Source organism: Streptomyces sp. RP5T, from assembly GCF_003933965.1.
Classification (GTDB): Bacteria; Actinomycetota; Actinomycetes; order Streptomycetales; family Streptomycetaceae; genus Streptomyces.
Genome location: NZ_RSAJ01000506.1, coordinates 1 through 6,075 on the forward strand (window position 1 = coordinate 1; position 6,075 = coordinate 6,075).

5 protein-coding genes are annotated in these 6,075 nt (G+C 69.8%); all 5 read right to left on the reverse strand.

Annotation, left to right across the window (positions count from 1 at the left end; translation table 11 throughout):
• On the reverse strand, positions 1–875 hold an 875-nt coding region (locus EHS43_RS34755), incomplete at its 3' end, for a hypothetical protein (RefSeq protein ID WP_125194625.1).
• Positions 876–1,012: 137 nt separating this feature from the next.
• Positions 1,013–2,785, reverse strand: coding sequence for an IucA/IucC family siderophore biosynthesis protein (locus tag EHS43_RS34760; RefSeq protein ID WP_125194626.1), 1,773 nt, complete (start codon positions 2,783–2,785; stop codon positions 1,013–1,015).
• The gene (locus EHS43_RS34765) at positions 2,782–3,315 is read right to left on the reverse strand and encodes a GNAT family N-acetyltransferase (protein ID WP_125194627.1); all 534 of its coding nucleotides are present in this window, start codon (positions 3,313–3,315) and stop codon (positions 2,782–2,784) included. Before EHS43_RS34765 ends, EHS43_RS34760 begins: the two co-directional genes overlap by 4 nt.
• A complete protein-coding gene (locus EHS43_RS34770) occupies positions 3,312–4,589 on the reverse strand; it encodes a lysine N(6)-hydroxylase/L-ornithine N(5)-oxygenase family protein (RefSeq protein WP_125194628.1) in 1,278 nt (425 codons plus the stop codon). Before EHS43_RS34770 ends, EHS43_RS34765 begins: the two co-directional genes overlap by 4 nt.
• Positions 4,573–6,039 carry a lysine decarboxylase DesA gene (desA, locus tag EHS43_RS34775; RefSeq protein WP_125194629.1) on the reverse strand — a complete coding sequence of 489 codons (1,467 nt, stop codon included), beginning with the start codon at positions 6,037–6,039 and terminating at the stop codon, positions 4,573–4,575. Before desA ends, EHS43_RS34770 begins: the two co-directional genes overlap by 17 nt.
• Positions 6,040–6,075 lie beyond the last annotated feature (36 nt).

Consider the following 6,075-nt stretch of genomic DNA (forward strand, 5'->3'; position numbering starts at 1 on the left):
GTCCCGAGCCCCGCCCCGACCCGGGACGCCACCTGGGCCCACGAGCCGGACCTGGCCCGCGAAGCCCGCTCCGCGGGGGCCGGGCCCGCCCCCTCGGCCGGCGCGGATCTCGCCGAACGGTACGCGGGCCCGCCCCACAGCAGGAGCCGGTCGACCAGCAGGGGCCGTAACTCCCGCGGGCCGCCCGAGGTGAGCGTGCGCAGCAGCGCGATGTCATGGGCGCAGAACTCGCAGGTCTCCAGGTGCTGTTCGAGATCGGCCGGCATCTCGCGGTGTGTGCCGCGGGCGATCGCGCCGAGCATGCCGCCGTAGTGCACACAGCGGGCGTCGGCCGTGTGCTCGGCCCGCAGCCGCAGGAAGGTGTCGGCGAGACGCGCGCGGGCCGACTCGGCCATGGCCGCGGCGAACTCCTCCGAGGTGTGCAACACGCGGGCGGCGAGCGCCGGTTCGTCCTCGGCGAGGCACAGCCACAGCGCGGCCCGCGACTGGTCGGCCAGGTCACCGAACGCCCGCAGCAGCAGCGCGTCGTGCTCCACCCGCCGCAGGGTGTCCGTCGCGCCGAAGGTCTCGCCCGCCCACCGGGCCCAGTCGCGAAAGCCGGGGAGCAGCAGTCCGGCGCGCTCGTCCGGCAGCCACCCGAAGGCCGTCCGCCGTACGTCGGCGAGCAGGGCCGTGCGCGCGACGGGCCCCTCCCGGCCGGCCAGCACCGCCCCGGCGAGGTCCGCCGCCGTGGCCGGGCTGCCGCAGAACGCGCCCGCGTAGGCGTGGACGGCCGCGACGTCCTCCGCCGGGACCCCGGTCGACGGGGCGGGCGGGGCCTGCTGTGGCGTGTGCTCGGACATCATCGTCTCGTCTCCCCCAAGGAGCGCGGTCACGGCAAGATGTGGACCGTAGTGGCACTCACTATGGCGATGCTGTGCACGCCGTGCGCTCAAGTGGCACGAGAAGAGCCGGAAAACGACGAAGCCCGGGAGGACCGTACTCCCGGGCTTCGTCCGCCTGTTGGGCCGTTCTAGAGGCCCGCGATGGGGTTGCGCAGCGTGCCGACCAGCTGGAGCGCGCCGGACGGGTCGGCGAGGTCGACCATCTGCTTGTTGTTGCGCAGCTGGAGCCGGTTGAGGCAGGACAGGGCGAACTCGGGCGCGAACATGTCGTACCGGTCGAACTTGTCGGCCAGTTCGGGCACCGAGTGCTGGTAGTCGCGGGTGACCTCGGCGACCGTGCGCCAGAAGTCCTCCTCCTCCAGGATCCCCTCGGCGGCGAGGTTCGCGGCGAGGAAGCGGAAGAAGCAGTCGAAGACGTCCGTGAAGACCGACAGCAGTTTCTTGTCGTCGGGGACCTCCACGCGCACCCGCTCGACCGCCGGCGGCAGCACCGCCTCCGCGTCCATGACGGCGATCTCCTCGGCGATGTCCTTGTAGACCGCCCGTTCGACCGCGCCGTCCTTCAGGACCAGGACGACGTTCTCGCCGTGCGGCATGAACACCAGGTCGTAGGCGTAGAAGCTGTGCAGGAGCGGGGTGTAGTAGGCGCGGAGGTAGCGGCGCAGCCAGTCGGTGGGGGTGAGTCCGGAGCGCGCTATGAGGGCGCCCGCGAAGGACCGGCCCTCGTGGTCGACGTGGAGCAGCGAGGCCATCGTGGCGAGCGACTCGCCGTCCTGGAGGGAGGGGACCGGGCTCTCCCGCCACAGCGCGGCCAGCATCTTGCGGTACGGCGAGTAGCGGTCCGTGGCGGCCTCGTACTCCAGGTGCCGGTAGCCGACGGCGGCCCGCTCGCGGATGATCGTCAGGCCCGTCGACTTCAGGACCGGGTCGCCCTCGATGAGCTGGGCGAGCCAGTCGTTGATGGCCGGGGTCGCCTCCATGTACGCGGCCGAGAGTCCGCGCATGAAGCCCATGTTGAGGACGGACAGGGCCGTCTTCACGTAGTGCTTCTCGGGGTGGGACCTGTTGAAGAAGGTCCGGATGGACTGCTGGGCCAGGTACTCGTCGTCGCCCTCGCCGAGGCAGACCAGCAGGTCGCGGGCGAGCTCGGCGGCGAAGGTGACGGTGAGCTTGTTCCACCACTGCCAGGGGTGGACGGGGATGAGGAGGTAGTCGGCCGGGTCCAGGCCCTTGTCGCGCAGGACGCCGTGGAAGCGCTCGACGGTCGCCTCGCCGAGCTCCTGGCGTACGAAGGACTCGTACTCGATGCCGGCCCCGGCCGTGAAGGCGGCGCGGGAGCGGTGGGCGGCGAGCCAGACCAGGCGGACCGGGCTCGCGGTCTCGGGGGCGTACGCGAGGTACTCGTGGATGCCGAAGCCGAGCCTGCCGTTGTTGGCGACGAAGCAGGGGTGGCCCTCGGTCATGCCGGTCTCGATGGCCTGGAAGCCGGCCCGCGCCAACTCGGCCACCGGCACCTGCGGCTTGGTGAGCTTGTAGCAGGTGCCGGAGAGGGTGGAGGAGATCTCCTCCAGGTAGACCGGCAGGATCTCGTCGCTCAGGCCCAGGGTGTTCCTCAGCTCGATGAAGAAGTCCAGGGCGGCGAGGGGGAGTTCGGTGCCGTCGCGGTGCCGGGTGAGGGAGTCGGCGTCGACCTGCCAGTGGTCGAGCGAGCGGCGTACGGCCGTGAAGTCGTAGCGGGTCTTGCCGTCGTCGCTGCGGACGACGTACTGGTCCTTGTCCGTCTCCTCGGGCTCGATGAGCCGCTCGTGGGCGAACTCGGCGAGACCCTTGCGGATCAGCAGGCGGTTGGCCGTCTCCCAGCGCTCGGGGGACAGGTGCGCCACGGTGTCGGCGAGGCTCATACGGCCACCCCCGTGGCCAGCTGGAACCGTTCCCGGGTGCAGAAGCTCAACAGGGCCCTCTTCTCCGGCTTCTGGATCTCGCGCTCGGGCACGAACCCGACCGCCTCGTTCAGCGCGTGCACGGCCTTGTTGGAGACGTCGGGCTCCACGACGACCCGCTGGACGGCCGGGTCCTCGAAGAGGTGGGCCATCACGGCGGTGATGACGGCCCGGGTGAAGCCGTGGACGGGCCGGTCGGTGGCCGGGGTGAGGAAGTGCATGCCGACATCGCCCGGCCGCGGCTCGTACAGGCCGACGAGCTCGCGATGGGCGGGGTCGTACCTCTCCATCAAGAAGGCGGGCTCGCCGTCCTCGTCGAGGCCCAGCAGCGCGTGGTGGTGCTCGTCGGCCGCGATGTCCATGTAGGCCCGCTCGACGTCCTCGAGGTGCGCGTCCTGCATCATCCAGAACGCGGCCTTGGGATGGGTGACCCACCCGTGCAGCAGCTCGGCGTCCTTCAGGGGGTCGAGGGGGCGGAAGGTGAAGGTCATACGGCGAACTCCTGGAACGCGATCGTCTTCTCGACCGGGTAGTACTCGGTGCCGAGCAGCTCTCGGATGATGCAGCTGTTGCGGTAGGCGCCCATGCCCAGGTCGGGGCTGGTGACGCTGTGGGTGTGGACGCCGGCGTTCTGCAGGAAGACGCCTCTGCCCGTCACGTCGATCGCGTAGGTGCGGGACACGTCGAAGTTGCCGCGGGAGTCGTACACCAGGCGGTCCCTGACCGGTGCCAGGAACTCCGGCTCGGCGTACTTGTAGCCGGTCGCGAGGATCAGGCCCTGCGTCTCGATCTCGAAGTCCTTCTCCTGCTCCTCCTGGCGGAAGGAGAGCGTGTACGTGCCGTTGTCGTGACGCGCGCCGGTGAGCGAGGAGTTGGTGAGCAGCCGGGTGGGGACCGGGCCGCCGAGGTTCTTCCGGTAGAGCAGGTCGAAGATCTCGTTGACGAGGTCGCCGTCGATGCCCTTGTACAGGCCCTTCTGCTCGGCGGTGAGCCGGTAGCGGGTGGCCTCGGGGAGCTCGCGGTAGTAGTCGACGTACTCCGGTGAGGTCATCTCCAGCGTGAGCTTGGTGTATTCGAGGGGGAAGAAGCGCGGGGAGCGGGTCACCCAGTTCAGCCGGTAGCCGTGGACGTCGATCTCGCCGAGGAGGTCGTGGTAGATCTCGGCGGCGGACTGACCCGAGCCGACGACGGTGATGGACTCCTTCTTCACCAGCTCCGAACGCCGCTCCATGTAGCGGGAGTTGTGGATGAAGTCACCACCCAGCCCCTGGCAGGCCTCCGGGAGGTACGGCGGGGTGCCGGTGCCGAGGACCAGGTGACGGGCGCGCAGGACGTCTCCGCCGGCCGTGGTGACGACGTACAGCTCGTCCTCGTGGCGGACCTCGGTCACCGTCGTGCCGAAGCGGACGCAGCTCAGCTTGCCCGCGGCCCAGCGGCAGTAGTCGTCGTACTCCACCCGCAGCGGGTAGAAGTTCTCGCGGATGTAGAACGAGTACAGCCGGCCCTTCTCCTTCAGGTAGTTGAGGAAGGAGTACGGCGAGGTCGGGTCGGCGAGGGTGACCAGGTCCGACATGAACGGCGTCTGCAGATGGGCGCCGTCCAGGAACATGCCGGCGTGCCACTCGAAGTCGGGCTTCGACTCCAGGAAGACGCCGTCGAGTTCGGCGATCGGCTCGGTGAGGCAGGCCAGGCCCAGGTTGAACGGGCCCAGCCCGATCCCCACGAAGTCATGGACGGTGGACGGGTTTTCAGGACGCGCGGTCAAGGGACTCTCCCAGGTACTGCTCGGCGTGGCCGGCGATCAGGTCGAGGACGACGGACATGTCCTCGACCGTCGTCTCGGGGTTGAGCAGGGTGAACTTCAGGTAGTGGCGGCCCTGGACCTTGGTGCCCGCGACCACCGCGTCACCGGAGGCGAACAGGGCCTTGCGGGCGTACAGGTTGGCGCGGTCGATCTCGGCCGGGTCGGCGACCGAGGACGGGATGTAGCGGAAGACGAGCGTGGACAGGCTGGGGGCGACGACCACGTCGAAGCGCGGGTCGGCGGCGAGCAGCTTCCAGCCCTCGGCGGCCAGGTCGCAGACCTCGTCGAAGAGCTGCCCGACGCCGTCGGCACCCATGACGCGCAGGGTCATCCACAGCTTGAGGGCGTCGAAGCGACGGGTGGTCTGGAGGGACTTGTCCACCTGGTTGGGGATACGTTCCTGCACCATGCGGCGCGGGTTGAGGTACTCCGCGTGGTAGGTGGCGTGGCGCAGCGTGGAGGCGTCGCGGACCAGCACGGCGGACGAACTCACCGGCTGGAAGAAGGACTTGTGGTAGTCCACGGTGACCGAGTCGGCGCGCTCGATGCCGTCGATGCGGTCCCGGTACTTGACCGAGGCGAGCAGTCCGCAGCCGTAGGCGGCGTCGACGTGCATCCAGGTGCCGTACTGCTCGCACAGCTCGGCGATCTCGGGCAGCGGGTCGATGGAGCCGAAGTCGGTGGTGCCGGCGGTGGCGACGACGGCCATCGGGACCAGGCCCTCGCGACGGCAGCGCTCCAGTTCACGGGCGAGGGCGACGGTCTGCATCCGCTTGTCGTGGTCGACGGGGACCGAGACCACGGCGTCCTGGCTCAGACCGAGCAGTTTCGCCGACTTCCTGACGCTGAAGTGGCTGACCTCGGAGGCGAAGATGCGCAGGTCGGCGTGGGAGGCCGGGCCTTCCCAGCCGTCCCGCCCGGGCTTGGCCTCCTCGCGGGCCAGAAGCAGGGCCTGGAGGTTGGACTGCGTCCCGCCCGAGGTGAACACGCCGTCGGAGACCGGCCCCAGACCGATGCGGGCGGTGGTCCAGTCGATCAGTTTGCGCTCGATGAGGGTGCCGCCGGCCGACTGGTCCCAGGTGTCCAGGGAGGAGTTGACGGCGGAGAGGATGGCCTCGCCGAGCACCGCCGGGATGACGACCGGGCAGTTGAGGTGGGCGAGGTAGCGGGGGTGGTGGAAGTAGACCGCGTCCCGGAGGTAGACGTCCTCCAGCTCGTCGAGCACCGCCGCCGTGTCCAGCAGGGGCTTGTCGAGGTCGATCTCGTCGATGCGGGGGGAGAGGGCGTCGACGGTGACGCCGGTGAACGGCCTTGTGGTGGTGGCGAGTTTGGCCGCCACCCGCTCGATTCCTTCGGTCACGGAGCGGCGGTAGCTCTCCGCGGTCGTGTCGTTGAGCAGGTGCGAGCGCATGTGGGGGTCCTCCGGTGGGGACGATCCGTGCGGGAC

Bases quoted from the DNA above. Each gene is read 5' to 3' on its own strand.
- EHS43_RS34760 (WP_125194626.1), bottom strand. From the start codon at position 2,785: ATGAGCCTCGCCGACACCGTGGCGCACCTGTCCCCCGAGCGCTGGGAG.
- EHS43_RS34765 (WP_125194627.1), bottom strand. From the start codon at position 3,315: ATGACCTTCACCTTCCGCCCCCTCGACCCCCTGAAGGACGCCGAGCTG.
- desA (WP_125194629.1), bottom strand. From the start codon at position 6,039: ATGCGCTCGCACCTGCTCAACGACACGACCGCGGAGAGCTACCGCCGC.